Source organism: Corallococcus terminator (genome assembly GCF_049194865.1).
Classification (GTDB): Bacteria; Myxococcota; Myxococcia; order Myxococcales; family Myxococcaceae; genus Myxococcus; species Myxococcus terminator_A.
In genome coordinates, this window is the sequence record NZ_JBLZWL010000043.1 from 23,600 (window position 1) to 49,497 (window position 25,898).

The following is a 25,898-nucleotide window of genomic DNA, read 5'->3' on the forward strand; positions in this document are numbered from 1 at the left end:
GCCGCTGTGCCCGGCGCTCGTCACCTGGGCGTGCACCCCGGCTCACAGCACCGGGAAGATGAGCAGGCCGCGCTCCGTGTCGACGACGTAGACGTAGCCGTCCCCCGGGACGCGGATGCCGATGGCGCCGATATAGGGGGACCCGCTGTAGTGCGGGTCCGTCTCCCGCCAGGTGTTGAAGTAGGCCAGCTCCCGGGGACGCGCGGGCCTGGACACGTCCAGGACGCGAACGCCGTGCTGGTAGTGGGTCAGGTAGAGCCGGCCACCGACGAGCTCCATGTTGTGGATGGAGACCTCCGGCGACAGCTTGTACTCGCCGATGAGCGTGGGGTTCGCCGGGTCGTTCAGGTTGAGCACGCGAAGGTGGGAGCCCCAGCCCTCCCCGGCCTCGAAGGCGATGAGGTTGTTGTTGATGTACGCCACGCGCGAGGTGTGGCTGGTCGCGTGCGGCGGCGTGTACGCACCCAGTCTCTTCACGTTCGACGGGTCCGTCGCGTCGAGGATGAGCAGCCCCGCGTTCCAATGACTGACGAAGAGCAGGTGGTTCAGGGAGGTGGCGTCATGCGGATAGGAGACGGCGCTCGGGCCGAGGCTGTCATTGACGTGCCCGCCCAGGCGCACCGGCTCCCTCGCGTTCGTCACGTCATAGATGGCCGTCCCCACCGAGCCCCGGGTCGCCATGGCATGCAGCCGGTTGCCTGCCACGAAGACGGTGTGGATGTTGAGGCGGCTGCCGCCGGACAAATCCCGGACGAACGTGGGGTTCGCGGCGTCGGTGATGTCGAACACAATCACGCCCCGGTCCGAGCTGGCGACATAGAGCGCGTTGTCCTTCGCCCACACGCCGTTCCAGTAGCCGTCGCCTTCGAGCTGGACGGACTTCACCAACCGGGGCGCCGCGCGGTCCTTCAGGTCGAAGACGGAGAGGCCACCGGGGCCGTTGTTGCTATCGATGGACACGACATAGGCATGGCCCTTGGCGACGTAGATATCCACGGGCATCCCCATGCCCTCACCGATGGCCGCTTCGCCCAGCAACGTCAGTCCTCCGGAAGACTCCGTCTCGCCCTGACGACGACGGACCCGGACACCCTCGAACGTGCTCACCCTCGGGACATCGTCCCCAAAGCACCTCAGCATGCATCCCGTCACCCGATCCGGGCCCCGCGCCACGCACCCCACCTCGGCGAACACACTGAGCCTCCCGTCCGGGTAGGGAAACGACGACGACCAGTACATGGGGTGTCCCTCACTGGCGGGGCCAGGGGCCGGGTCGATTTCGAAGTAACTGCTCCCCATGGTCGATGACGCGGGGAGCGTAGCGGTCGCCGCCGTGAGGACGCGCGTGTTGAAGACCCCGGACGTATCCAATCCGTGCAGGCTCTGGATGTCGCAGCCGGACAGGTCGAAGGCATCCAAGGACACACAGTCCTCGGCGGTGCGGACCGTGGGGCGGAGCGAACAAGCGGCCACCGGCTCCGGGACCCAGTCGGCCTCGTCCTGGATGGGCGCACCCGGTGACAGGTCCACGGGGACCTCCACGACCTCATTGTCCCGGCTGCTGCACGCCCCCAGCGAACCCACGCACATCAACGTCGCGACAACACCATACGTCCACTTCACCATGAGGGCCTCCGGGAATGGGGCCGGCGTGACCTGGAGGCACGAGCAAGGGAAGAAAGCCGACCCGGATAGTCGCGAACGAAATGGGGCCCATTCCATATCGCGACGAATCGGGCGGCGTTCAATCCAAGACATTTACCACCTGGGACGTTGTCTCCCCCAGCTCAGGGACAGCCCTTAGGGCTTGGCGAACTTGCTGCAACCGCAGGGCGGGCCTTGAGATTTGCCCTGGAGGAATGGATAGAGCGAATGCGTTTCCGACAGATGGACCACGCCTTGCATGGGCTCCGTCAGTCGCAAGACCGGCCTGTAGTGTTTTTTGGACCCCTGCTCCTTGGGGGGGATGGAGACGTCCGCGGTGGGAGTCTCGATATTGTTGACCAATGTCTGCAGGGCGATCTCGAGCAGGCCAAACTTCTTTGCCACGACCAACCTGAGGAGGTCCCGGTCTGCCTCGTTCAGCCCCTTCCGGATCAACTGGTAGAGGCTGCTCTTGGGGAGAAAGCCATAGTGGTTCTTGCCGAGGTCGCTGTGCGCCACGCCCTCGAGTTGCGTTACCTTGAAGAATCGCTCGGTCAATCCGAACAGGGCGATGAGGGTGAAGAGACCGCGCAGCTTTTGGAGGACGCGTTCATCAGTTCCGGGCAGCGGGGCGTCAAAGCTCTCCCTGAGCCTCTTGAACTCTTTCTCCATCGACGGGTCTGTGTGATGGCCGAGCCACTTCCCGAGGAAGCAGCCGTCGACAAGCTGATTGCCAACGGTCACGGCTGTCAATTCGAGCTTCCGGACGTTCCAGACCTCATGAAAAAGTATTGGCTTCGGCGCCCTGACTCCGGGTGCGACCGGCACAAGCTGGCGGGCCGTGTGACTCGCGCGCATGTCCTGCAGCTCCTTGTCGAGCGAGAACAAGGTTTCGGATGAGCGGTAGAATGCCTGGACCCGCTCCAGCGGCAGGGTGAACGTGACTTGTGGGTCGAGCTGCGGGATGTCCTCGGCTGGGGCGGGGAGGAGGAAGCGGAGCTTCTCCGCGGTATCGTCGGATTGGACGGGGTTGGCGGGGGCAATCTTTCCTTTCTTGGACATGCAGTGCTCGACAATCTCGAGCGGTGGATGCGTGTCCGAAGAGACTGCCTCCGTTTTGAGGAGGCCGTTGTAGTAGAGGACGAAGTCCTCGATGGTGCGCCGTTCTGCGGAGGGGATGCAGTTGATGTAGTGCCACAGATGTTGTGCGACGAAGAGCATGTCGTTCGTGCTCTTCTGGAAGCGCTCTGTGTTCTGTGTCGCGAGCTCTTGTGTGATGAACTCGAAGTGGCAGCTCCGCTCCACTGAGCTGACCTCGCAGGTCAGGGAGATGTTCGCGTTCTTGCAGAGCACGGGGCGCGCATCGAGGAGCGCATTCCAGGCATCATCTGAGCCTGGGCCGATTCTCCCCCCCAGACCTGATTGCTCGCCCGGGAAGACTGGAGTGAGCCGAAAGGTGTCCTTTTTTGGCGGGGCCTTGGCCTTGACCTCGAGTTCGACGCCCACTGTCATGCCGTTGGACTCGTCCTTGAATTTGCGATTCTCATTCAGATCGCCATGTATCCCGGAGAGTGACTTGTGGAACTTCTCGATCCCTCGTTTGGCCTCGTCGAAGGTGTGGTAGAAAGGCTTCCCTGATTCCAGCCGATACCGGGACTCGAATGCGACTTGAAGCAGGGGTCCGCCTTTTCGTGTCTTGGCGGTCTCGTGTTGCTCGACGATGGTGTATTTGCTCCCCTGCTGGACGTGCCCGAAGAGCGCCTCGCGATGCTCCTTGTCGTTCTTCTGTTCGACCTCGGGGTTGGCGCTGGGATTGATATGGTTTGCCATGAGCTTGAGAGACCGCAGGACCTGAGCAAAGGTCGCATCGCGGCCGAGTTTCGTAACGCCAGGCATCAGAGCTGTCCTAATGAAGAGAGGGTCATGTTTGAGGGGCGCATTTCGAGCCGGGCTGTTTGTCTCGGAATCCAGGCATGGCGGGAGACCGCCCGCGGAGACACTCGCCGGGCGGCGAGACAGCAAGACACGTACCACATGAGTCCTGTCGGACGCCCCCCGGGTCGGGGATGCGGCGTGCGTGCGGGTGGAACGCGGCTGCGTCCCGGTCGCACGCGCCCGGGAGAATGAACAGCGTCAACCTCAGGCAATCCCACCCGTCACGGTGAGATGTTCATGATGTAGACCCATTTCTCGGTGACGCCCACCAGCTTCCCGTCCATGAAGGTCAGATGGTTGCATCTGACGTCCAGACGACTTCCCTCCGAACTGAGGGGCCTCGTCCGGCGGGGACTCGCCAGGAGACAGGCCCGCGAGGTAGAGAACGACGCATCATCTCCGCAGGGGGCGGGGATTCAGGGCAGGGACGCCTTCATGAACCCACGCGGCGCCGAGAAGGAATACCTCCACGATGGCCTGCGCAGCGGCCTCAAGCTCGACGCGCGCTTCGACGCCCTGACGCCCCACCTCCATGTGGCGTGGATCTCCTGGGACAGCGGCTTCCGAGGCTCGGGCCTGCGCGCGGGCGACCGGGTCATCGCCGTCGACGGCCAGCCCGTCGTCAAGCCACCCGACCTGGCCACCACCCAGCGCACCTTGCCCCTCATGCTCGGCCAGTACGCCGAGAACCAGACCTGGACCCAACAGGGGCGCAAGGAGGGTGACAAGGTCCGGGTGCGAATCGCTCGCAGGCGTGAGCCCGGCGAGGGCTGGGAGGAGCACGAGTTCAGCGGCGCCCTGCTCCACGAGCGCACGTGGAGCATCGCCGACACGACGCGGCACATCATCGGCCCGGGCGGACCCGAGCGCATGGGTCGCGACGGCTTCGACGAGTCCTGGATGTCATGGCTCGAGAAGCGCGTCTTTGAATGGGAGCGCCTGCTCGACAGCACCTTCGGCGCCTGGCGCAGCTCGCGCGGCACGCGCGTGGAGTTCAAGAACCACCTCGGACACAAGGCCCGGGTCGACTACCTCGTCGAGCATCATCCCGGCCCCTTCGCGACGGCGATGCGCGAGGACTGGGAGACGGTGCGCGCCTGTCTTGAGGGAGACCTCGTCACGCTCCCGGCGGATGCCCTCGAGTTCCGCACCCGGGGCGAGGAGCAGGTGAAGGCCATCGGCCTCCAGGCCGCGGCGGCGTGGAAGGCCCTGCTGGCGGCGCGCGCTGGAGAGACCGGCGCCTTCCCTGTCGTCGACCCCTTCCGTGGCGACCGCACGGCATTGACGGGCAAGCTGGTCTCCCTGCCGACGGTGACGCAGCGCGAGTGGTTGGTCGACATGGGCAAGGGCTACCTGGCCTGGAACCAGTCGGGCGCCTGGGTCTTCTGCCCCGTCGACACCCCGGCCATGCAGAAGGTCTTCACCGCGATGAACCGCTACCAGAGGCGCGTCGCGCCGTCGGTGAGGCTCGACATCGCCGTGCTCGGCCGAATCCTTCCAGATCCACGCCTGCTCGCGGGCTCGGGCCGCACCGCCGCCGGTCTGGAGGTGGAGCCCGTCGCCGCCCTGGTCGGCGGCGTGGTCTGCGTCGATGCCAGCGACCCGAGCGAGGGCGGACCGCGCTTCGCCGGGGAGGAGACGCTCAGCCAGGAGACCGCCGGCGCTCCGGCCGACGACGCGAGCCCGCGCGAGCTCCTCACCGCGATGATTTCGGCCGTGAAGCGCGGCGACCAGGAGACCTGGAACAGCCTCTTCGCCAACTGGCGCGCCGTGCCCGATGAGCACCGGCCCATCTACTACCCGGTCTGGACCTGGAACGGCCGCGACAGCGAGTGGGTGCGCTCTCGGCGCCTGCTGCTCGACAAGGTGCTCGACGCGCGAGTGCGATGGATGGGCGATGCACGGGTCGTCATCCAGGGCGACGAGGCCCCGGGCCTGCCGCGCATCGAGCAGGTCGAGTTGGAGGTGGACCACGTCGGCCTCTTCGAGGGCCAGACTCGCACCTTCAACTCGGTCGAGGTGCGGCGGCGCTGGACGGTCCAACGCCGCAACGGTGGCCCCTGGCGCATCACCAGCGAGCAGAGCCTGTAAGGAGCATCCCATGGGCTGGTACGCAAGCCGCGTCACTGAACTCAATGAACGGTTGAACCGCGCCTCGGAAGGCGCCCCCGACACGGTGAAGCGCGCCCTGAGCGACGCCATCGTGAAGGTTGGAAACGCAGCCGATTACGCCCTCTCGGCCATGCTTGACGCCAGCGAGCGCACCAGCGCCGGCAATCTGGGGACGCAGCGCAAGTGGCAGGATCGCTGCGCCACGGCCACGGCCGACATCAGCCGCGCCTTTGGCGATGCCGCCAAGGACCACATGCTGTCTCCCGCCCTCCAGCTCTTCTGGTACCAGGCGCTGGAGCACGAGATGGCCTTCTTCGACTCCCTGGCCAAGGTGCAGACGCCCCAGCTCCACGACGACCTGCTGGTCCATCAGGACCTGCTCAACAAGATGCTCGGCGAGCTGTGGGACAAGTGGACCTTCCTGCTGTCCAAGGACGTCGTCTTCGAGAACGACCAGCGCCAGGTGGTGCAGCAAGTCTCTCGGATGGCGCAGTCCATCGTCGACGAGCTCGCCCCGGGTGCAATCAAGCGCGCCACCGAGGGCGTCTCGCGCGCCACCTCGAAGTCGCTCGGCGTGGCCCTCAAGCTCGATGACAAGCTGCTGGGTGGCAAGGGCGTGGACATCGCCAAGTACGTCGCCGCGGTGTTCGATGTCGAAATCCCCGACGAAATCAGCCGCGACCTGCTGGACGCCATCCAGGGTGGCGCCGACGTCTACCAGGTGCAGAAGGGTCACTACCGCAACCTGGTGGCGACCTACCAAAGCCTGGTGCAGGCGGAGAAGGGCAGCGTCCTCTTGCTCTTCAATTCGACCCGGGCGGAGGTCGACACGTACTACTCCAAGAATGACTTGGGGAAAGCGAGGGTCATCCTCGACCAGGCCAAGGGCTACCTCTCCGACTGGGCCTCACGCGTGCCTGGCTCGGCCCAGAAGAGCGAGGCCGCCAGCTTCAAGGACAAGGTCTGCGCGGCCATCGACACCGACTGGAAGCTCACCGAGGAGCTCGACGGCAAGTTCCGCGACAAGTTCAAGGGCATCTTCATCCAGTCGCTGGGCAACGAGACCATCGAGCAGCTCGCCGAGTCCTACCTCTTCCGCCAGCACCTGGAGGAGGTCACTCGCAAGGACGCCGCCGGCAAGCTCAAGGCCCTGCCGGCCCACATCCAGAGCGAGGTCGACAGCGCGCTCGACAAGGGCCTGCGCCCCATCGACGACCTGGTCAACCGCGTCCCGGAAGAGGTGCGCGAGCTGGCGCGCCTGGGGAACGAGCGGTTCAAGGCGCACGTGCGCTCCAGGCTCAAGGAGCGCATCCAGGCGATTCTACCGGCCATCCTGGAGCTGGCCGCGCTCTGGGACCCCAACAACCTCTCCAGGGACTTCAGCCGCGAGGAGCTGGAGAAGGCGCTCCGCTGAAGTGGAGCGCGGACTCCTCCCGCCGCGCTCACGGCTGGATGTTCATTATGTAGACCTGGGAGTTCAGGGTGACCCCCACCAGCTTCCCTTCCATGAAGGCCAGGTGGTGGAAGTTGGGGACAACGCTGTTGACCGCCCCGATATGCGTACCGGCGTCATCGATGATGGCGAGGCCGGACGCATACATGTCTGACAGCCATATCTCGCCGGGCCGCCAGGCCACCCCCGTGGGGCGGGTCGAGGTCCTCTGCGTGAAGGGGTTGGGGAGGCTGCCCGCGCTGCCACCCGCCAGCGGGCTGACACGGTCGATTCCCTCACCCCTCGCGGGGTGTGTCAGCAGGAGGTGACTGCCCGTCCAGCCCAGGGAGGCCGTCGTCTGACTCGCGACGAACTCCTGCTCACGCGCCCCGGTGGTGGGGTTGAAGCGCGCGAGCGAGCCACTCGCACCGCCTTCGAAGTACACCCAGAGCGAGGTGCCATCCCAGGTCAACCCCGAGGGCCGCCGGAAGTCCTCGAACTGGAGCTCCTTGAGTACCGCCAGTGTTTCGGGGTCCCGCTGGACCAGCGTGAGCTTGTCATTGTCGTAGAAGCCGCCCGCCTCTTCCCGGTACAGGAACCACAACGCGCCGCCGTCATAGGCCACGCCATGAATCGGCTTGGCGCCCGCGAAGTTGAACTCGGTCGCCAGCGTGTAGTGCCGGGTGAAGTTGTGCTCGTTGGCCCAGCGGGGCGTCCTCACATGGAGGGTGTTGCTCCCGGCGAGCGACCCGTCGTCCTTGAGGACGAAGACACGAAAGTAGAGGTCGACATCGGCCGAGACGAAGGCGCTGCCCCCCATCATCAAGCCCGTCAGTCGGAAGTCCGTCGTCGAGGCCTCGGTCCCCACGTGGACGAGCTCGCTGTTCGTCTCGTCGACCGCGGAGAAGTGCTGTCGGGCGTAGACCTTGTACTCGCGGAAGTTCCGGTCTCCGCTCCGCTCCCATTTGAGGTGCACCAGCGAGGTCGTCACCTCGAGCGGCGCGAGGATTCGGACCGGGCGAGGAAGGCTGACCGCCACTTCCTGGGCTTCAGCGCCCTTCTCCAGGCTCTGCGCGACGCGGGAGAACGAGCCGTCCTCCGTGGTGAAGCGCAGCTCGAGCTCAAACGGCCCCGTGGGGACCTCCAGGTCCAGCAGACCGTCAGCGTGGGTCTGTCCCGCTTTCGCGCCGTTCAGAAGCACGGCGACATCCGCCGCGGGCTGCCCATCATCGAAGGTCGCGAGGATGCGGGTCCGCGACGGGTCGACGGGCACCTCGGGAGCAGGCGGCTCGTCGGGGCCGTTCTGGACCACGGGGTCCGTGCAGGCCATCAACAACGCCACGGCCAACAGCGAGAGCAGCGATATTCGACGTGACATGGAGACACCTACGAAACGCTGAGGCCGGCCACTCGCGCTGTCGATTCTAGACGATTTCCGCGCTCACGGCACCAGCACCAGCTTGCCCACGGTTCGCGCACAATAGCGCCGTCCGATATCGGCACATCCCGTCAGTAGACTTCGTCGGGAGGAATCGAAAGGTCGGAGAGAGTCACCAGATACAGACACACGTCACGATAGGCTCTGGCCGCCTCCGTGGTCTCGTTGGGCGAGAAGACCAGATACGAGCGATAGCGCCCCCCTCGCCCTCCTTCGAGCACCCACTCGGAGCCGTCGAGCCAGTCCCCCCACGGCCCCTCCGTCCACGCACGTCGCTCCCAGAAGCCGAAACGGGCCAATCTGCGTTGAAGCTCCGCCCATTCACTGGGCGAAAGCAACCGACTACGACTTCCCGCCGACCGGGGTGCACCGGGACCGATGCCGTCTTCCTCCCAGCTCGCGCGGATCTGGTACACCGCGCCGCGCCGCTCCACCCGAATGCTCACGTCATCGAGGAACGAGCGAAGCCATGTGAACCGGTAGACCTCCGTATCAGGAGCCAGCGGCCAGAGACTGCGCTCCCCTAGCCGGAAAAGAAGCCAGGAGATGAAGCAGCTTGTCGTTTCGACCCAGGCCGCGTCTCGGGGATAGGCTTCGAACTCAGGACCAAAGGTGACAGCCATGGCACTTCGCGGAAGGAGCTGAGGCCACTTCCACACCTGTGCCTCCGTGACAGCCGAGCAGTCCGGAGGCCCCAGCCTGTTGGAGGGTGGTACGGGCGCCTCCAGTCTTCTCGCACACGCCCCAAGAACGCCTACGGCGACCAGAAGGGCGAAGTGCGTTCTCCAAGAGGAAGTGAGCTGACGAGGCGGGGATACAGGCATGGGAGGCGAGCATGCGCGGCGCTCCGGCTCGGCTTCCTCACGGAAGGCTCACGGTTTGGTCACGCTAGAGCCCTCTCTGCCAACGTGAGTGAGACAGTCCGTACCGAGCAGTTTAGTGTGCAGGGCGACCCAGGCAGGGACGATGAAACCGGTGGTGGAAGAAGCGCGGGTCAGGGAGACCGAGGTGGAGGAGAAGGCGCGGCGCCGAGGCTTCACGGCAGAGTACAAGTTGCGGGTGCTCGCGGAGGCAGACCGCTGCTCGAAGCCCGGTGAAGTGGGAGCACTGCTTCGCCGGGAAGGGCTGTACTCGTCGCTGCTGAGCGTGTGGCGGCGCCAGCGCAATGAAGGGGAGCTGTCGGCGCAGAATCCGAAGAAGCGCGGCCCGCCGGCGAAGGTCCCCGACGCGAGTGCCCGGCGCGTCGCGGAGCTGGAGAAGGAGTTGGCCCGGGCCCAGGTGCGCCTCAAGCGAGCCGAGGCCCTGCTGGACCTCCAAAAAAAAGTATCGGAAATCCTCGGAGTGGAACTGCCCAAGCCCGACGAGGAGCCCTGATGCAAGTGGCGAGGGAGGCGGTTGGCCAGTGGGGCGTGGCGCCCGTGTGCCAGGCACTGGGCCTGGCTCGCGCCACCTTCTACCGAGGGGCCCAGCCGAAGCAGGAGTCGGTGCCCAGGGCCAGCCCACCGCGAGCCCTGCCGCCCGAGCAGCGGGCCGAGGTGCTCGCGGTGCTGCATGAGCCGAGATTCGCGGATGCCGCGCCCGCGGAAGTCTACGCGCAGCTGCTCGACGAGGGCCGCTACCTGTGCTCGGAGCGCACCATGTACCGGATGCTCGCCAGCAACCACGAGGTGCGCGAGCGACGCAACCAGTTGCGCCACCCCAACCACCCGGTGCCCCAACTGCACGCGACGAAACCCAATGAACTCTGGAGCTGGGATATCACCAAGCTGCACGGCCCGACGAAGTGGACGTACTTCTACCTCTACGTCGTCCTGGACGTCTTCAGTCGCTACGTCGTTGGCTGGATGGTGGCGCATCGCGAGTCGGCCACCCTGGCCCAGAAGCTGCTGGCGCAGACCTGCGAACGCCAGGGGATAGTGCCCGGCCAGTTGACGATTCACGCCGACCGAGGCTCCTCGATGACCTCCAAGCCGGTGGCCCTGCTGATGGCCGACCTGGGCGTCACCAAGACGCACTCCAGGCCTCATGTCTCCAACGACAACCCCTTCAGTGAGGCGCACTTCAAGACGATGAAGTACCGGCCTGACTTCCCCCAGTGCTTCGGCTGCCTCCACGACGCTCGCGGCTTCTGCGGTGACTTCTTCGGCTGGTACAACCAGGAGCATCACCACGCGGGCCTCGGCCTGCTCACGCCCTACGACGTGCACCACGGCCTGGCTGCCCAGCGCATCGCCACCCGAGCCGCAGTGCTCGCTGCCGCCTACGCCTCTCACCCCGAGCGCTTCCCCCGCGGCCCTCCCAAGCCTCAGTCGCTTCCGAACGCCGTCTGGATAAACGACCCCGCGCGGCTCTCCGCCTCTCAGTAGACCACGCAGTATTCTCACCAATTCTCTGTCTCATCCGCGTTGACAGGTTCCGGAGACGTCCGGAGCCAGAACACGTGGTCAGCCGATTTCGTCGGGAGGAATAGACAGCCCGGAGAGGTCCAACAGATAGAGACACACGTCACGAAAAGCCCTGCCCTCCCCTTCGTCATTGGGCGACCACACCAGATAGGCCCGATAGCGCCCCTGCCGGACACCTTCGAGCAACCAGATCGAAGCATCCAGTTGGATCGACTCCCCACGCCTCTCTCGCGTTTTGTACTTCCAGAAGCCAAAGTGCTCCAACCTACGCACAACCTCGGACCACTCGCTGGGCAGTAGAAAGCGGGTGCGCTGGAGCGTGGGCCCAGAGGCGTGGATGTCCGCCTCTTTGCGCTCCCAGCTCACCTGGAGTCGATGGATATCTCCGAAGCGCTCGACCCGGACGCTCACGGGTTTGGGAAGGGATTGCACCCAAGTGAAACGATAGACCTCCGCCCCTGATGCCGCAGGCCACAGAGGTCTCTCTCCCAGTTGCTGCAGGAACTCGGAGCATATACAGCGCGACCACTTCTCTTGCGCGACACTTTTGGCGTCTGGCTCGAACTCAGCGTTGAAGGTGACGGCCAGTGCGCCCGCCGGCAAGAGGACAGGGTACCGAGACCGTTCTTCCGGCCCCAAGACACAATGCTCTTCGCGTTCTGCTGGAAGCTCCGTGGACCCAGATGTTTCCATCCTTCGAGTACACGCTCCGAGCATCCACGAGACAAGGACCAGGGTGAAGCATCGCCACCCCGCGATATCACTGCGGACCGAGTGCGCCGACATACCGACACTCTGCGGAGCAACGCTCCAACAATCCTCACGGAAGGCTCACGGTTTCCGCACGACACCGTGAGCCCCACCCGCGCTCACGGCACCAATACCAGCTTGCCCACCGTCGTCCCGGACTCCAGCGCCTTGTGCGCCTCCGCGACGGAGTCCAACGGGAACTTCGTCACCTGCGGCGACACCACCTTCCCCTCCTCCACCCACGCCAGCAGCCGCGCCATGCTGTCCTCCAGCACGAAGCGCTGCTCGAACAGATACGACAGGTTGAAGGCCAGCACGCTCATGTTGTCGTTCGTCAGCGTCAGCGGGTCGAAGCGCGGCGTGCGCATCCAATCCCACGCGAGCTTGGCGTAGTTGGGCCGCCCGCCCGTGCGCGGCAGCATCGAATGAAACCCGTAGATGACCAGCTTCCCCGGTGACGCCAGGTGCCGGTAGCTGTCGCGCAATGTCGACGGCCCGTTCGCGTCCAGCACCACCTCGTAGCCCTTGGGTGACGCCGCCTCCGCCGCCTTCCACAGGTCCTCGCGGCTCTTGTCGATGACCACGTCCGCGCCCAGCGCGCGCGCCGCCTCCACCTTGTGCGTCCCACCCACCACGCCCACCATCCGGCACCCGGCGATGCGCCCCAGCTGCAACAGCGCGCTGCCCACCCCGCCCGCCGCCGAGTGCACCAGCACGTTCGTCCCCGGCCTCGGATGCGCCAGCTCGAACAGCGCGTAGTACGCCGTCAGGAACACCGCCGGAAATCCCGCCGCCTGTTCCATCGTCAACTTCGACGGCAGCGCGAACACCTGGTGCCGAGGCACCGCGACGTGCGTCGCATACCCGCCGAACCGCGTCACTCCGAAGACCCGCGCCCCGGGCGACAGGTCCTCCACCCCCGCACCCACCGACTGCACCGTGCCCGCGAACTCGAAGCCGGGGGTAATCGGCCACCCCACATACTCCTTCGCGGAGGCGTACAGGCCCATGCGAATGACGCAGTCCGCATAGTTCACCCCGATGGCCTCGGTGGCCACCACCACCTCCCCCGGCCCAGGTGAAAGCTGATTCAGGTTTTCAAGTCGGAGCTGCTCATACCCACCGGCTTTCGGGATGACGACCTTGCGTGCGCTCATGTCCCCGTGAGTATCACGCGACGCAGCGCGACAACGTGCATGCACGTCCACACGGCGGACGACTCGCGCGCGCGATGTCTCTACACTGTGTCTCGCGCTCGATGACTTTCATTGGTCCGGGCGCGCATCCCCCCACAACAGAAGGAGTCCTCCATGCGATTGCGGCATTCGCTGTTCCTCATGGCCCCCCTGCTCGTCGGCGCCCTCACGGGCTGCGGACCTGAGCTCGAGGAGCCCCTCGCGCCCGAAGCCCCCGCCGCCGAGCAGCTCGGCACGAATGAGTCCGCCGCTGTCTCCACCGCCGGCCTCACGCCGCACTTCCGCCAGTGGCTCACCGCCAACGGCTACGACAGCTACGACTTCCCCCGCGCCGGACTCACCGGCGGCAGCTTCGGCGGCAAGGCGAGCAGCACTGACACCGTGGTGAACACGCCCGTCATCTTCATCCACGGCAACTCCGACAAGGCCGTGGGCACCGGCACCGCCGGCCAGTCGGGATGGAATGCGTCCCTCGAGTACTTCCTCGCCAACGGCTACAAGCCGAGCGAGCTGTACGCGACGACGTGGGGCCCCGCGGACATCATGCAGACCGCGGTGCAGTACCACTCGAAGCCGAACATCATGAAGGTGCGCAAGTTCATCGAGGCGGTGAAGGCGTACACCGGCGCGTCGAAGGTGGACATCATCACCCATTCAATGGGCGTGACGCTCGCGCGCAAGGCCATCCTCGGCGGCGCGGCGAATGACTCGGCCAACGGCGGCGCGTACAACGTCGGCGCGGCGCTCACCAGCTCGGTGGACACCTTCGTCGGCATCGCCGGCGCGAACCTGGGCCTCACGTCCTGCTACCAGACGGGCCCGTCGACTCCGACGTGCGGCTCCACCAACGGCCTGTATCCGGGCTACCTCTACTTCGGCGTGGTGATGGGGCGCTCCTCGTTCCTGGACAACCTCCGCTCCACGAGCGGCTACGAGGGCGCCTACCGCTACAGCATCTACTCCACGGCCGATGAAATCATCGGCTACGGCGGCGTCGTCTACGGCGAGTACACCTCCCGCATCCCCGGGCAGACGGGGGAGAAGGTCTACTCGGCCTATCCCTATGGGCACTACAACTCGAAGGACCTGACGGCGGCGGTGCAGTACAGCATGGTGCGCAACCACACCATTCCGTAAGCCACGCGCCACGGGCTCCCGGCACGCCGAAGTCCAGGCGCCGCCGGGAGTCACGGGCCGGTTCGACTCACGAAGGGCGAGAGCACCTCGTCCTTCCACAGCACCGTGACAGCGAGCTTCGGCGCCTCCTTCACGGAAGGCACCGGACGACGGCCCATCCACGCCGTGGGGGAGTGGATGCGGCCGTCCTCGCGTCACGGGCTGGACGCGCCGGTGCCGCCACACCCCGCCGGGATGCGGCGGCAACGACGCTCACGGCCTCGGGCCATCCGAGGGAGCCGGCGCGTCGTTCTGCGCGGGCGTCGGAGACGGCTGCGTGCCCGGCGCACCCGGCACCGGCGCGGGCTCACCCGGCTTGGGCGCCTTGTCCTTCGGCGCCTCCTTCGCGACGAAGGGCTTCGCCGCAGCCGGGTCCTTCAGGAACGCGAGCACCGTCTCGTTGAACGGCGCGGGGCAGTCGAGCTGCACCGTGTGGCCACAGCCCTCCAGCGGCGCCAGCGCGGCGCCGGGGATGCGGGACGCGCCGTACTCCATGATGTCGCGCGCCTCGCCGCCGTGGAGGAACGGGTTGGGAATCAGCCGGTCATCCGTGCCGTAGACGATGAGCGTGGGCACCGTGACGTGCTGGAGGCTCTCGCGCACGAAGTCGTTGTGCGCCAGTCCCCGCACCGTGCGGACGTTGGCGTAGGCGTACGAATCGAACTCCGGCGACTTCGCCAGCCGCACGCGCTCCTCAATCAACCAGTCGTGCTGCGGCCCCCAGTGCATGAAGTTGCCCTGGCGCACGCTGCCCCAGATGTTCGCCTCCGGCGCGTACTTGATGAACTCCGAGCTCATCACCCGCGCGAACCACGCCTTCTCCTTCCAGGTGAACTTCTCGAACCCGGCCGGAGACACCAGCACCAGCGCGCTGAGCGCCTCCGGATAACGGATGGCGTACGACAGCGACGTCTGCCCGCCCATCGAGTGTCCCGCGAGGATGGGCTTGTCCACGCCCAGCACCCGCGTCAGCTCGTGCACCACGTCGGCCATCGCCTCCATGGTGTACGGGAAGGTCGCCGGCTTGTCGGACTTGCCGAAGCCCGGCAGGTCCACCGCGATGACGCGGTAGCCCTGCGCGTGGAACACATCCAGTTGGGCCCGCCAGAACTTCAGATACGAGCCGAGCCCATGCACGAAGACCACCGTCCGCGCGTCCGGCGACGAGGCGGGCAGGTCCACGTAGGCGACGTTCAGCTCGGTGGCCAGCTTGTAGCGGGCGGTGACGTCCGGCAGACCAGCGCGGTGCACGGGCCAGGCCTGTTTGGTGCCCTCCGTGGAGTAGTCGAGGTCCTGGAAGGACAGCGCGGACTCGCCAGCATACGAGCGCACGCAACCGGCGGAGGACAGCCCCGCCGCGAGGAGCAACGCGGTGAAAGCGCGGGAGGAGCTCATGGTCAGAACGCGTACCAGGTGAAGGTGGTGAAGGCCGCCCACGGGTCGCTCCGCACGGTGGTCGCGCCGTCGTAGAAGCTGCCGCGGAAGAGGTAGCCGCCGTGGAGACCCACGGTCATCAGGTAGCGGAGGTGGTAGCGCAGCTCCGCGTTGACCTCGGCGCCGATGAACCGGCCGCGCCGCACGTCGGACACCCAGCGCGTCGGGTCCGCCCCCGCGTTGGCCAGGCCCGTGGCCACCTTGAGGTTGAGCTTGTTGGGGATGATGTCCCACGCCGCCGAGGCGATGCCCGCGCGCAGGCCGTAGCCCTGGTTGGAGATGTCCGTCACCGCGCCCGTGTAGTTGTTCACCGTGCTGGTGAACGGGAACAGGATGAGCATCTTGTGGTTGAACCACACCGCGCCCGGCAGGCCGTACTGGTTCAGCGTGAAGGCGCCCGTGTACTTGTCGTCTTCCAGGTTCGAGTCACCGGAGGAGAACATGCCCTCCACGGTGATGACGTCGCCGGGGCCTCGACCCCACTGATACAGGACCTCCAGGTTGGCGGACACGCCGGAGATGTTCAGCTCGTCGAGCACCGAGTTCTCCGGGTCGTCGCTCTCGTACTTGCCGCCGTTGTACATGACGAAGCCGGAGGCCCCGAGCCGCCCGTTGCGGAAGTCGATGTTGTGATTGAAGTGCGCACCCGCCCAGAACACGTTGCCGGTGGGGCGGTTGATGTTGAAGCGCGCCGTGCCGGTGAAGCCGGGGAGACCCGAGGACGACGGGCCGCTCTTCACCAGGCCCTCGAAGGCGTACGCGTCACCCTTGGTGTCGTCGTTCAGGACCCAGAACGACGCGCCCACGTTGGTGTTGGGGCGCACCGGGTAGACGTAGTCCGCCATCGCCAGCCAGATGTACTTCAGGCGCGGGTCGTTCTTCGTGGCACGGTCCGCCTGCGCGCTGCCCAGCGGCATCAGGCTGAGGCGCGCGGTGCCCTTGTAGCTGCTGAAGATGGAGAGGCCCGTGGCGTCGCTGCCGAGGAAGGCCAGCTTGTAGCCCGTGCGCGTGAGGTCCGACAGCGGCGTGCGCGTCGGGTCATGGGCGTTGTCGTAGACGGGCTGCGTGCCGACGAGCAGCGTGAGCTGGCTGGGATTGCGCGTCGGGTAGATGGCGACGTTGACGTTCTTCGTCTGGATGTTCACCTGGTCGGCGTTGAAGCCGCCGCCCTCGTTCTGACCAATGGTGTTGGCCGAGCGACCCCAGAGGAAGTCCACCTCGAACTGCGCGCGGAAGGACGCCAGCCCGTCGACGAAGAAGGGGCTGTACTCGATGACGGGAATCCAGCGCTGCTCGATGAAGTACGCCGAGCGGCCCGACTCCGTGCTCACCGCGCTGCCCACCGGCGAGCCGATGGGGCCCAGCGACACACCGCGCAGGCCCGCCGGGTCACCGACCTGGTTCGTCATGGAGACGCGGGTGAAGAAGTAGTTGATGAGCGTGAGCTCACGAGGCTCGGCGTCCTCCTCGCGGTCCTTCGCCTCCAGCCACTCGGCGTACAGCCCTGGCACCGGGGTGCTCTGCGCGGCGGCCGGCGTCGCCAGTCCCACGAGCCCCAGCGCCGCGAGCATCCTCGCGCCTCGCCGCAGCGTCTCGCGTGCTTCAAACCCACTTCCCGTCATATCCACCTCGGCCCCGCGCACGGGGCACTCCCGGTGCACCGGGCTCGGATGTCACCACTGTCGCTGGCTGCGGTACGGCCGTGCTCCAGGGACGGGGCGGCGAGCGCCCGCGTCCAGTCCGTCGTCCGGAAGAGAGGGCGGGAGCGCGCCCTCCCTCCGGCACGAGGTGACGCGGCCTAGCGGACGGCGTACGTCTGCACGGCGTTGCCCGCGAAGGGCTGGCCGTTGAGCGTCACGGTGCTGGCCGTGCCCACCGCGCCGTTGGCGCAGCGGCTGCCCGTCGACTGGTTCTTGAAGAAGAGCTCCAGCTTGAGCGTCTTCTGGTCCGTGGTGAAGCCGCCGCGGCCTTCCTGCACCAGACCGCCCGGGAAGGTGAACGTCACGTCGAAGCAGCTTCCGTCGGACGCCACGTTCTCGATGAGGACGGTGGTGGAGGTGAAGGAGAGCGGGTTCTTCGGCGCGTTGTGGTTGCAGGCGCCGTCGGCGATGGTGCCCGGGATGCTGTCGACCTTGAAGTTGCCACCCGCCACCGACATGGTGACGCTCTGGTAACACTGGGACGCCGCGCCATAGTCGACATCTTCGTTGAGGCCGTTGGGGTGGCTGGGGATGTTGTCCCCCGACATCAGCAGCGTCTTGCCCTCGAGGAACGCGAGGATGTTGGCGGAGCTGTTCAGCTTGGGCGCCTCGATGGGCGGGGCCTTGTCGTCATCATCTCCGCAGCCTACGAGGCCCAGCGCGCAAACCATGACCGCGGACAGCAGCTTCTTCTTCATGTGAGTGCTCCTCTTCTCTCCGGCGTCACCGCCGGGATGTGACGACAGCCGATAAAATGAATCAGCGCGGCGCGTCGAACACGGAGGGTGTCATCGGCCCTCCGCATCGGCGGCGATGGCCGCCTCGCGCAGCTCGCGCTTGAGAATCTTTCCCGCCGCAGAGATGGGCAGGCGCTCCACCAACTCCACCCGCTTGGGCACCTTGAAGCGCGCCAGCCTCCCGCGCAGGTGCTCCAGCAGCGCCTCCGAGGAGCACGCCTCCCCGGGCTTGAGCACCACGAAGGCCCGGCCGACCTCGCCCCACTTCGCGTCCGGCACGCCGATGACCGAGCACTGCTGCACGGCCGCGTGCTCGTAGAGGACCGACTCCAGCTCCAGCGGGTACACGTTCTCTCCGCCGGAGATGAACATGTCCTTCTTGCGGCCGGAGATGGTGAAGAAGCCGTCAACGTCCTTGCGCGCCAGGTCGCCGGTGTGGAACCAGCCCTCCGGGTCGATGGCCTCGCGCGTGGCGGCCTCGTCCTCGAAGTAGCCCGAGCACATGGAGGGCCCCTTGAGGAGCAGCTCACCCACGTCGCCCGTCGGCACCTCGCGGCCGTCGTCGTCCACCAGCTTCGCGGCGATGAAGTAGTTGGGGCGGCCGATGGAGCCCGCCTTCGACACCGCGAACTCGGGCCCCATGCTGAAGATTCCCGGGCCGAACTCCGTCATGCCGAAGCCCTGCTTGAAGGGCACCGCGTGCACGGCCTGCCACGCTTGAATCAGCGGCACCGGCAGCGCCGCGCCACCGCTGGTCATGAAGCGCACGGTGGAGAAGTCCGTCGTGGCGAAGCGCGGCGAGTCGAGCAGTTGCTGGTACTGCGTGGGCACCGCGAAGAAGAGCGACACCTTCTCGCGAGGGATGAGCGCGAGCAGCTCCTCCGGGTCCCACCGTCGCATGATGACGATGGTGCCGCCCGCGGTGAGCAGCGGCACCGAGTACACGAGCAGCCCGCCCGTGTGGAACATGGGCGTGTGCGTCACCGTGACGTCGCCGGGGCGCAGCTCGTGCACCAGCGTGTTGAGCGTGTTCCACGCCACCATGCGGTAGCTGATGCACGCGCCCTTCGAGCGGCCCGTCGTCCCGCCGGTGAAGAGCAGGCACAGCGTGTCCTCCTCGGACACCGCGTCGTTCTTCACAGGCTCGGCGGAGCGGTGCGCGAGGACCTCCGTGTACGTGGCGGCGCCGGGCAACCCTTGTGACTCCAGGGACACGAGGCCGAGCGAGTCACCGATGCTCTCGCGCACCTGGGCCACGGCGTCGCGGAAGTCGTCGCCGAAGAGGAGCACGCGCGGGCGGATGGCGCGGACCAGGTCCGTGAGCTCGGAGGCGTGCAGGCGCCAGTTGTAGGGGACGAAGATGGCGCCCAGCTTGCCGCAGGCGTAGAGCGCATCCAGGTACTCGACGCCGTTGTGGGCGACGAGGCCCACGCGGTCGCCGCGCTTCACGCCGGCCACGTCACGCAGCCAGCCTCCGAGCGCCTCGGCGCGCGTGTTCAGGGCACGGTAGGTGAAGCGGCCGGCGTCACCCTTGGCCGTGTCCACCACCGCGACGTGCTCGGGCCAGTACAGGGCGCCCCGCCCCATCCAGTCGCCGATGAACATGCGCGCCTCCACGTCTCAGGCCGTCCAGCGGTAGAGGGCGGAGGCCATGGCGAGACCGCCGCCGCTGGCACAGAAGGCCACGAGGTCGCCCCGGCGCACCTTGCCCTGGACGACGGCGTCATCGAGCGTCATCGGGATGCAGGCCGAGCCGGTGTAGCCCCACTTGTCCATGGTGTAGTGCGCCTTGGCCATCGGCTGGCCGAGCACCTTCATGGTGGCTTCGATGGTGCGCAGGTTGAGCTGGGTGAAGACGAAGAGCTTCACGTCGTCCAGCGTCTGCGACTGCTTCTTGAGGAGCTGGTCCAACAGCATGGGCCAGCGCTCGGTGTTGAACGTGGCGGGGAACTTGCGAACGAACTGGACAGCGGGCTTGCCACCGGTGAGGGGCAGCGTCTCCGCGGTGGCGGGACGGTGGGTGCCGCCGGTGTAGATGCCGAGCGCGTCGTGGTACTCGCCATTGGCGAGCAGGCGTGCGCCCATGAAGCCGGGCTTGTCGCCCGCGCCGAGCACCACTGCGCCCGCGCCGTCCGCGAACAGGGTGCAGGTCTTCTTGTCCTTCCAGTTCACGTAGCGCGTCATGCCGTACGCGCCGACCACGAGGATGCGGTGGTAGGCGTCATCCGCGGCGATGGTCTTCGAGCCCACGTCCAGCGCCGTCACCCAACCCGCGCACGCGCAGTTGAGGTCGTAGGTGCCGGCGTTGGTGGCGCCCAGCTTGGCCTGCACCACGGAGGAGGTGGCGGGGCTCAGGTAGTCGGGCGTGTCGGTGGCGACGATGATGAGGTCCAGCTCCTCGGGCTTCGTCCCGGAGCGCTCCAGGGCCTGGCGGGCGGCGGCGACGCAGAGGTCGCTGGTGGCCTCCGTGTCGGCCATGACGTGGCGTTCCTTGATGCCCACGTTCTGCTGGAGCCACTCGTCCACGGGCTCACCGAGAATCTTCTCGACGTCCGCGTTGGTGAGGACCTTCTCGGGGACGTAACGACCAGTGGCGAGGATCTGCGCGTATCGCATGTGCGGTCTTCTCAGCTCCGGGCGCTCCGCGCCGGGCGGCGCGCGGGACGCAGGGTGTTCTTCTTCTTGGCGGGGGCGGCCTTCGCGGGGCTCGCCTTGGAAGCAGTGGACTTGACGCTGTTGCGCGCGGGAGCGGCCGAGCGGGCGTCCATGCCGTGGCGGATGAGGCCCATGGCGGTGTCGAGCACGCGCTCCAGGCCCGGGTCCTCTTCCCAGAGCACCCAGCGCATGCCGAGGAAGTCGGCGATGCCCATCAGGCAGTAGGCGAGCGCCTCCGGGTCCATGCTGCGGACTTCGCCCGCGTCCATGGCGACGGACAGGCCGTTGACGTAACCCTTGGCGAAGCGGTCGTAGTAGCGGCGGTAGCAGTCGGTGTCGACGAACTCGGCCTGGCGCACGACGCGGTAGAGGTTGGGGTGCTGGCGGACGAACTGGAAGAAGGTGCGCAGGCCCTCGCGCTCCACGTCCATGCGGCTGTCGCACGCGGCGGTGGAGTCACCGATGAGGCGGCGCAGGCGGGTGCCCAGGTCGTCGACGACTTCGACGAAGATGGACTGCTTGTCCGGGAAGTAGACGTAGAACGTGCCGAGCGCCACGCCGCCCTTGCGGGTGATGTCCGCGATGGACGCGCGCTCATAGCCCTTCTCTCCGAAGACCGACTCGGCGGCCTTCAGCAGCTTCGCACGCGTCCGCTGTCCTCGCGGCGTGACGGGTCCGGAGCGGTCTGGAGAAGTTGAAGGCCGATTCATGTTTCACCTAGCGGTAGCACCCGCTCGACGGGGTTGTCAAAGCGCGGAGCATGGCTCCGCGCGTCATGGACTGTGGGCGACGCAGGGCGTCACCTGGAGACCTCATGTCTCCGCTCGGAGGAGCGTACCCCGAATGGCATGGGGGTCAGCGGAGTGGTGATTACCCTGGAAAGAACATCCGTTCTGGCGAGGTAGCGCGACGCGCAACGTCCTCGTGGTGGAAATGGGTTCTTCGTAGCGTCGGAGGTCCTCGCCGCTGAAGGGAGACTCATGGTGCTCCGTCGGGGTGGTGCCTTCCTGCTCGCATTGCTGACGGCCTGTGGGGGTGCGGCGCGTGTCCCGCGCACGGCCTCCAGCGAGGGAGCGCAGGAGGCCTGGTACTCGCAGCGGGTCGTCCCGCTCCGGGGCTCGGACGCGGAGCCGGTGGAGTTGGACAAGGAGGAGTTCACCCGGACCGTCACGCGGCTGGCCAGAGAGGTCCGTCCCGGACGGGTTTCGCCCGAGGTTGTCCGACAGCTCCTCGAGCGTGTACCGGACTCCGAGCCCGCGAGCCCCGGACGCGTCTACCGGATGACTCCCGTGGACGTGCGCCCGGAGACGGCGGCGGAGGCGGAGCTGAAGCGGGAGTACCTCCGTTGGTGTCAGCGCACGCAGGGTGGCGGGGACTGCCTGCGCTTGCTGGTGGACGGCCCCGTGCTGGGCAGCGAGGACCGGTACGCGGTGGCGCTCGCGCTCGCGATGGGCTCGGTGCTGGAGGAGACGCGTCACTCTCTCCGGGACATGGCGGACCCCGCCGCGGTGCTGGCCCTCGTGGTGTGGTCCGCCACGCTCTACTTCGTCCTCTGGGCACTCCCTGAGCCGATTTCCAAGGGCGTGGCGGCGGTGCTGACGGTGAGCATGCTGGCGTGGCTGGGCGTCGACACCGTCTGGGGGTTGATGCAGGGCTGGACTCGGCTGATGGAGGACGCGGGCCGGGCCACCACCTTCGGGGAACTGGAGGACGCCGGGGAGACCTACGGCAAGGTGATGGGCGAAAACACCGCGCGGGTGCTGGTGATGCTCGTCACGGCGGCCGTGGGTGTTGGCGCGGGGAAGCTCTCCAAGAAGATGCCCGCGCTGCCGGGCTACGCGCAGGCAGAGGCGCAGGGAGGCGCGAGGCTCGCGACGCTGGCCGAAGTGGAGTCGGTGGCCGCGACTTCGGAGGGTACCTTCTCCATCCTGGCGCGCAAACCCGGCGCTCAAGCCTCGGTGCCTCCCGCGACGACGGGCTCACCAGTGCGAGTCCTCGTCCAACACCAGGGAGGCAATCAGCAGGTGGTCATCAACGGCCAGCGCTGGCATGTGCCCGCCAGCAATCCCACCAGCGCCATTCCCAAGAGCGACCCTGTCGGCGACCAGCTTCAGGCCGCCGCACTGCGCCTCGCCCAACGCTGGGGGCCCCATCAACTCTCACGAGAGGAAACAGTCGCCATTCGTGCCGCTCTCGCGAAGGGAGCGCACTGGCTGGCACGGCTGCTCGAACGAGAGGCACGAGGACGAAGCGTGGAGCGACAACTCCGCGACGAGTTCCCTCTGCTGAAATGGAGCAAAAAGGGGGTGGACGCGGTTGATCCCTCCACCGGCTACCGCTACGAGGTGCTCTCCGGGACGGAATCCAACCTCGCGCTGCATGGTCGGCGACTCGCGGACCTGATGTTCCGGATGGTCACCTTCTGAAGAAGCCCTCCCAAGGCCCCTCATGATTCAGTTCCAGAACCGAGAAATCCAAGGCGAGCGGCTGGTACTGAACAGCAAGACGGAACTCTATTACCTGGGACATGACCTGACCCTGAGGAACTGCACGGTCATCATTCGCGTGCCTGCTCGTGGCCTCGTCATCAGCAAGGTGCGATTCATTGACTGCGTCATCGAGGTCAAGCAGGAGCTCAAGAACTTTCGATGGAATCGAGCTTTCCTGAAGGGCTGCCGCTTCACCGGCAAGATGACCGGAAACGATTTCGGTCGCTGGCCCTTCGACGAGGAGGCGGTGCAGGCACTGGGCGGCATCGAGGACTGCGACTTCTCCGGAGCGCGGCTCAACGCCTGCCGATTCCTCAACTGCGACGTCGACACATTGAAGCTCCCGTCCTGGCCCTGCTTCACCTTCCTGGACCCCACTCGCAGGCGGCAGGAGTTGCTCGCCGCGCCCTGGCCCGGCACGAGCCGCATCGTCGCGGAAGTCCTTGTGGATTCACCTCCGGAGACCGTGGCCGCGACCGATTCCGCACCCACTGTCGCCAAGCGCTTCGGCACCACCGAGGAGGAACTCCTCGCCGTTCTGCGAACACTCGATGGCGTGAGGTTCTGACGGGCACCCCTTTCGAGGTAGCGCTACGCGCGACGTCCTCGTGGTGGAAATGGGTTCCTCGTAGCGTCGGAGGTCCTCGCCGCTGAAGGGAGACTCATGGTGCTCCGTCGGGGTGGTGCCTTCCTGCTCGCATTGCTGACCGCCTGTGGGGGTGCGGCGCGTCTCCCAAGCACGGCCTCCAGCGAGGGGGCGCAGGAAGCCTGGTACTCGCAGCGAGTCATCCCGCTCCGAGGCTCTGACGCCGAGCCCGTGGAGCTGGACAAGGACGACTTCACCCGGGCCGTCTCGCGGCTGGCCCGTGAAGTGCGCCCCGGACGGGTTTCGCCCGAGGCTGTCCGACAGCTCCTCGCACACGCACCGGACTCCGAGCCCGCGAGCCTCGAGAGGGGCGGACGCGTCTACCGGCTGGCTTCCCTGGAGGTGCGCCCGGAGACGGCGGCGGAGGCGGAGCTGAAGCGGGAGTACCTCCGTTGGTGTCAGCGCACGCAGGGTGGCGGGGACTGCCTGCGCTTGCTGGTGGATAGCCCCGTGCTGGGCAGCGAGGACCGGTACGCGGTGGCGCTCGCGCTCGCGATGGGCTCGGTGCTGGAGGAGACGCGTCACTCTCTCCGGGACATGGCGGACCCCGCCGCGGTGCTGGCCCTCGTGGTGTGGTCCGCCACGCTCTACTTCGTCCTCTGGGCACTCCCTGAGCCGATTTCCAAGGGCGTGGCGGCGGTGCTGACGGTGAGCATGCTGGCGTGGCTGGGCGTCGACACCGTCTGGGGGTTGATGCAGGGCTGGACTCGGCTGATGGAGGACGCGGGCCGGGCCACCACCTTCGGGGAACTGGAGGACGCCGGGGAGACCTACGGCAAGGTGATGGGCGAGAACACCGCGCGGGTGCTGGTGATGCTCGTCACGGCGGCCGTGGGCGTTGGCGCGGGGAAGCTCTCCAAGAAGATGCCCGCGCTGCCGGGCTACGCCCAGGCCGCCGCACAGACAGAGGCCCAGGGAGGCGCGAGGCTCGCGACGCTGGCCGAAGTGGAGTCGGTGGCGGCGACCTCCGAGGGCACCTTCTCCATCCTGGCGCGAAGGCACGGCGCGCAAGCCTCGACTCCTCCCGCGACGACGGGCTCACCGGTGCGCGTCCTCGTCCAACACCAGGGAGGCAATCAGCAGGTGGTCATCAACGGCCAGCGCTGGCATGTGCCCGCCAGCAATCCCACCAGCGCCATTCCCAAGAGCGACCCTGTCGGCGACCAGCTTCAGGCCGCCGCACTGCGCCTCGCGGAGCAGTGGGGGCCCACCAACCTGAGCTTCCAAGAAGCACGCGCCATTGAAGCCGCCATCGCGAAGGGAGCGCACTGGCTGGCACGCCTCCTTGAGCGGCAGGCCCGAGGGAGGTACGTGGAGGACCAGTTGAAAGCCCAATTCCAACAGTTACGCTGGAGCAACCGAGGCGTCGACGCGATTGATCCCACCACGGGCTACAGGTACGAGATTCTCTCGGGAACGGATTCCAACCTCGCGCTCCACGGGCAGCGCATGGCGGGCTTCTTCTTCCGGATGATTGACTTTTAACCCAAGAGAGTACGGATGGCTCAGCTCAACATCGAGAACAGGGTGATAGAGAACGAGCGGCTTGTCCTCGGTCGTGAGGACATCGCCTTCCTCGGCCCGAACCTGACCCTTCGCGGCTGCACCGTGACGATTAGAGTCACGGCCCGAAACCTGATTCTCATCCGGCCACGGCTCATCGACTGTGTCATCGAGGTCAAACAGGAGCTCAAGAACCTCCGCTGGTACAGGGCGTTCCTCAAGGGCTGCCGCTTCACCGGCACGATGAGCGGAAACGACTTCGGCCGCTGGCCCTTCGAAGAGGAGGCGGAAAGGGCGATGGGCGGCATCGAGGACTGCGACTTCTCCGGAGCACGGCTCGACGCCTGCCGCTTCGTCGATTGTGACGTCGACACGCTGAAGCTCCCGTCCTGGCCCTGCTTCACCTTCCTCGACCCCACTCGCAGACGACAAGAACTGCTCGCCGCGCCCTGGCCCGGCACCAGCCGCATCAACGTGGAGGCCATGCTGAAGTCACCTCCAGAAACCGTGGCAGCGACCAATTCGGCACCCGTTATCGCCAAGCTCTTCGGAACCACGGAGGAGGCGCTCCTCGCCGTCCTGCAAACACTCGATGGCGTGAGGTTCTGACGAACAAGGACCCCGTGGATACACTCAACTCCATCCG

At 66.7% G+C, this 25,898-nt stretch carries 20 protein-coding genes; 8 read left to right on the forward strand and 12 right to left on the reverse strand.

Translation table 11 applies throughout. The features are described 5' to 3' along the window. Nucleotides 1-42: 42 nt before the first annotated feature. Both ACN469_RS14845 and ACN469_RS14850 read right to left on the reverse strand, forming a co-directional pair. A complete protein-coding gene (locus ACN469_RS14845) occupies nucleotides 43-1,626 on the reverse strand; it encodes an LVIVD repeat-containing protein (protein WP_498768354.1) in 1,584 nt (527 codons plus the stop codon). Nucleotides 1,627-1,800: 174 nt separating this feature from the next. After that, entirely contained in the window at nucleotides 1,801-3,540 is a 1,740-nt protein-coding gene (locus tag ACN469_RS14850; protein WP_498768355.1) for a hypothetical protein, read from the reverse strand. A 474-nt stretch (nucleotides 3,541-4,014) separates the two neighbouring features. On the opposite strand from ACN469_RS14850, the gene ACN469_RS14855 reads away from it, so the two are divergent. Both ACN469_RS14855 and ACN469_RS14860 read left to right on the forward strand, forming a co-directional pair. Next, nucleotides 4,015-5,670: a hypothetical protein gene (locus tag ACN469_RS14855; protein WP_498768357.1), complete on the forward strand. Its 1,656-nt coding sequence runs from the start codon at nucleotides 4,015-4,017 to the stop codon at nucleotides 5,668-5,670. A 10-nt stretch (nucleotides 5,671-5,680) separates the two neighbouring features. After that, nucleotides 5,681-7,105: a hypothetical protein gene (locus ACN469_RS14860; RefSeq protein ID WP_498768359.1), complete on the forward strand. Its 1,425-nt coding sequence runs from the start codon at nucleotides 5,681-5,683 to the stop codon at nucleotides 7,103-7,105. A gap of 28 nt (nucleotides 7,106-7,133) precedes the next feature. Here the strand turns inward: ACN469_RS14860 and ACN469_RS14865 are convergent, their stop codons facing one another. Both ACN469_RS14865 and ACN469_RS14870 read right to left on the reverse strand, forming a co-directional pair. Next, nucleotides 7,134-8,501: a hypothetical protein gene (locus tag ACN469_RS14865; RefSeq protein ID WP_498768361.1), complete on the reverse strand. Its 1,368-nt coding sequence runs from the start codon at nucleotides 8,499-8,501 to the stop codon at nucleotides 7,134-7,136. 131 nt (nucleotides 8,502-8,632) lie between these two features. Next, complete coding sequence (locus tag ACN469_RS14870; protein ID WP_498768363.1) at nucleotides 8,633-9,184, reverse strand: hypothetical protein; 552 nt, start codon at nucleotides 9,182-9,184, stop codon at nucleotides 8,633-8,635. 343 nt (nucleotides 9,185-9,527) lie between these two features. Here ACN469_RS14870 and ACN469_RS14875 point away from each other — a divergent pair. Continuing rightward, nucleotides 9,528-10,927, forward strand: a protein-coding gene (locus ACN469_RS14875) for an IS3 family transposase (RefSeq protein WP_498768365.1) whose coding sequence is annotated in 2 segments (ribosomal slippage) — nucleotides 9,528-9,885 and nucleotides 9,885-10,927 — 1,401 coding nt in all. Because the reading frame shifts where the segments join, the coding sequence is not laid out codon by codon here. A gap of 78 nt (nucleotides 10,928-11,005) precedes the next feature. Here the strand turns inward: ACN469_RS14875 and ACN469_RS14880 are convergent. Together ACN469_RS14880 and ACN469_RS14885 are read right to left on the reverse strand one after the other, a co-directional pair. Next, nucleotides 11,006-11,152 carry a hypothetical protein gene (locus ACN469_RS14880; protein WP_498768367.1) on the reverse strand — a complete coding sequence of 49 codons (147 nt, stop codon included), beginning with the start codon at nucleotides 11,150-11,152 and terminating at the stop codon, nucleotides 11,006-11,008. 683 nt (nucleotides 11,153-11,835) lie between these two features. Next, nucleotides 11,836-12,873, reverse strand: a complete 1,038-nt coding sequence (locus ACN469_RS14885) for a synaptic vesicle VAT-1 family membrane protein (protein ID WP_498768369.1) — start codon at nucleotides 12,871-12,873, stop codon at nucleotides 11,836-11,838. A gap of 153 nt (nucleotides 12,874-13,026) precedes the next feature. Here ACN469_RS14885 and ACN469_RS14890 point away from each other — a divergent pair, with 153 nt between their 5' ends. After that, complete coding sequence (locus ACN469_RS14890; protein ID WP_498768371.1) at nucleotides 13,027-14,049, forward strand: alpha/beta hydrolase family protein; 1,023 nt, start codon at nucleotides 13,027-13,029, stop codon at nucleotides 14,047-14,049. Between the two features lie 252 nt (nucleotides 14,050-14,301). Here the strand turns inward: ACN469_RS14890 and ACN469_RS14895 are convergent, their stop codons facing one another. The 6 genes from ACN469_RS14895 to ACN469_RS14920 form a co-directional block, all read right to left on the reverse strand. Next, complete coding sequence (locus ACN469_RS14895) at nucleotides 14,302-15,483, reverse strand: alpha/beta fold hydrolase (protein WP_498768373.1); 1,182 nt, start codon at nucleotides 15,481-15,483, stop codon at nucleotides 14,302-14,304. Between the two features lie 2 nt (nucleotides 15,484-15,485). After that, nucleotides 15,486-17,165: a hypothetical protein gene (locus ACN469_RS14900; protein WP_498768375.1), complete on the reverse strand. Its 1,680-nt coding sequence runs from the start codon at nucleotides 17,163-17,165 to the stop codon at nucleotides 15,486-15,488. Nucleotides 17,166-17,320: 155 nt separating this feature from the next. Further along, nucleotides 17,321-17,920: a hypothetical protein gene (locus tag ACN469_RS14905; protein ID WP_498768377.1), complete on the reverse strand. Its 600-nt coding sequence runs from the start codon at nucleotides 17,918-17,920 to the stop codon at nucleotides 17,321-17,323. Nucleotides 17,921-18,010: 90 nt separating this feature from the next. Then, entirely contained in the window at nucleotides 18,011-19,564 is a 1,554-nt protein-coding gene (locus tag ACN469_RS14910; protein ID WP_498768379.1) for a class I adenylate-forming enzyme family protein, read from the reverse strand. Between the two features lie 15 nt (nucleotides 19,565-19,579). Then, nucleotides 19,580-20,575 carry a 3-oxoacyl-ACP synthase III family protein gene (locus ACN469_RS14915; RefSeq protein WP_498768381.1) on the reverse strand — a complete coding sequence of 332 codons (996 nt, stop codon included), beginning with the start codon at nucleotides 20,573-20,575 and terminating at the stop codon, nucleotides 19,580-19,582. 11 nt (nucleotides 20,576-20,586) lie between these two features. Continuing rightward, on the reverse strand, nucleotides 20,587-21,324 hold the full coding sequence (locus ACN469_RS14920) for a TetR/AcrR family transcriptional regulator (protein WP_498768383.1): 738 nt from the start codon (nucleotides 21,322-21,324) through the stop codon (nucleotides 20,587-20,589). Nucleotides 21,325-21,594: 270 nt separating this feature from the next. Between ACN469_RS14920 and sitA5 (ACN469_RS14925) the strand changes: the two genes are divergently transcribed. The 4 genes from sitA5 (ACN469_RS14925) to ACN469_RS14940 all read left to right on the forward strand — a co-directional run bounded on the left by sitA5 (ACN469_RS14925) (nucleotide 21,595) and on the right by ACN469_RS14940 (nucleotide 25,861). Then, complete coding sequence (gene sitA5 / locus ACN469_RS14925) at nucleotides 21,595-23,040, forward strand: SitA5 family polymorphic toxin (RefSeq protein WP_498768385.1); 1,446 nt, start codon at nucleotides 21,595-21,597, stop codon at nucleotides 23,038-23,040. A 22-nt stretch (nucleotides 23,041-23,062) separates the two neighbouring features. Then, nucleotides 23,063-23,671, forward strand: a complete 609-nt coding sequence (locus tag ACN469_RS14930) for a hypothetical protein (protein ID WP_498768387.1) — start codon at nucleotides 23,063-23,065, stop codon at nucleotides 23,669-23,671. A 96-nt stretch (nucleotides 23,672-23,767) separates the two neighbouring features. After that, nucleotides 23,768-25,234 carry a SitA5 family polymorphic toxin gene (gene sitA5 / locus ACN469_RS14935; RefSeq protein ID WP_498768389.1) on the forward strand — a complete coding sequence of 489 codons (1,467 nt, stop codon included), beginning with the start codon at nucleotides 23,768-23,770 and terminating at the stop codon, nucleotides 25,232-25,234. A gap of 15 nt (nucleotides 25,235-25,249) precedes the next feature. Continuing rightward, the gene (locus ACN469_RS14940; RefSeq protein ID WP_498768391.1) at nucleotides 25,250-25,861 is read left to right on the forward strand and encodes a hypothetical protein; all 612 of its coding nucleotides are present in this window, start codon (nucleotides 25,250-25,252) and stop codon (nucleotides 25,859-25,861) included. The last annotated feature ends 37 nt before the right edge of the window (nucleotides 25,862-25,898 follow it).

Bases quoted from the DNA above. Each gene is read 5' to 3' on its own strand.
- ACN469_RS14845 (WP_498768354.1), bottom strand. From the start codon at position 1,626: ATGGTGAAGTGGACGTATGGTGTTGTCGCGACGTTGATGTGCGTGGGT.
- ACN469_RS14930 (WP_498768387.1), top strand. From the start codon at position 23,063: ATGATTCAGTTCCAGAACCGAGAAATCCAAGGCGAGCGGCTGGTACTG.
- ACN469_RS14870 (WP_498768363.1), bottom strand. From the start codon at position 9,184: ATGGCTGTCACCTTTGGTCCTGAGTTCGAAGCCTATCCCCGAGACGCG.
- ACN469_RS14915 (WP_498768381.1), bottom strand. From the start codon at position 20,575: ATGCGATACGCGCAGATCCTCGCCACTGGTCGTTACGTCCCCGAGAAG.
- ACN469_RS14855 (WP_498768357.1), top strand. From the start codon at position 4,015: ATGAACCCACGCGGCGCCGAGAAGGAATACCTCCACGATGGCCTGCGC.
- ACN469_RS14905 (WP_498768377.1), bottom strand. From the start codon at position 17,920: ATGAAGAAGAAGCTGCTGTCCGCGGTCATGGTTTGCGCGCTGGGCCTC.
- ACN469_RS14890 (WP_498768371.1), top strand. From the start codon at position 13,027: ATGCGATTGCGGCATTCGCTGTTCCTCATGGCCCCCCTGCTCGTCGGC.
- sitA5 (WP_498768389.1), top strand. From the start codon at position 23,768: ATGGTGCTCCGTCGGGGTGGTGCCTTCCTGCTCGCATTGCTGACCGCC.
- ACN469_RS14860 (WP_498768359.1), top strand. From the start codon at position 5,681: ATGGGCTGGTACGCAAGCCGCGTCACTGAACTCAATGAACGGTTGAAC.
- ACN469_RS14910 (WP_498768379.1), bottom strand. From the start codon at position 19,564: ATGTTCATCGGCGACTGGATGGGGCGGGGCGCCCTGTACTGGCCCGAG.
- ACN469_RS14850 (WP_498768355.1), bottom strand. From the start codon at position 3,540: ATGCCTGGCGTTACGAAACTCGGCCGCGATGCGACCTTTGCTCAGGTC.
- sitA5 (WP_498768385.1), top strand. From the start codon at position 21,595: ATGGTGCTCCGTCGGGGTGGTGCCTTCCTGCTCGCATTGCTGACGGCC.
- ACN469_RS14920 (WP_498768383.1), bottom strand. From the start codon at position 21,324: ATGAATCGGCCTTCAACTTCTCCAGACCGCTCCGGACCCGTCACGCCG.
- ACN469_RS14885 (WP_498768369.1), bottom strand. From the start codon at position 12,873: ATGAGCGCACGCAAGGTCGTCATCCCGAAAGCCGGTGGGTATGAGCAG.
- ACN469_RS14940 (WP_498768391.1), top strand. From the start codon at position 25,250: ATGGCTCAGCTCAACATCGAGAACAGGGTGATAGAGAACGAGCGGCTT.
- ACN469_RS14895 (WP_498768373.1), bottom strand. From the start codon at position 15,483: ATGAGCTCCTCCCGCGCTTTCACCGCGTTGCTCCTCGCGGCGGGGCTG.
- ACN469_RS14865 (WP_498768361.1), bottom strand. From the start codon at position 8,501: ATGTCACGTCGAATATCGCTGCTCTCGCTGTTGGCCGTGGCGTTGTTG.